1 protein-coding gene is annotated in these 316 nt (G+C 74.1%); it reads right to left on the reverse strand.

The genetic code is table 11. The annotated features are described in order from the left end of the window. On the reverse strand, positions 1 to 293 hold a 293-nt coding region (locus IE98_RS44075; protein WP_043176455.1), incomplete at its 3' end, for a hypothetical protein. Positions 294 to 316: the final 23 nt, after the last annotated feature.

The following is a 316-nucleotide window of genomic DNA, read 5'->3' on the forward strand; positions in this document are numbered from 1 at the left end:
CGGACGGTCGTCACGACGCGGACGGTCACCGTACGACGGACGGTCGTCACGGCCACGGTAGCCACCGCCACCGCCACCACCGGACGGACGGTCACCGTACGAGGGACGGTCGTCGCGACGCGGACGGTCACCGTACGACGGACGGTCGTCGCGACGCGGACGGTCACCGTACGACGGACGGTCGTCACGACGGGGACGGTCACCGTAGGACGGGCGGTCGTCACGGCCGCGGTAGCCACCGCCACCGCCACCACCGGCGGGACGGTCGTCGCGCCCGCGGTAGCCACCGCCACCGGACGGACGGTCGCCGTACGAC

Source organism: Streptomyces sp. NRRL B-24484 (assembly GCF_000717715.1).
Taxonomy (GTDB): Bacteria; Actinomycetota; Actinomycetes; order Streptomycetales; family Streptomycetaceae; genus Kitasatospora.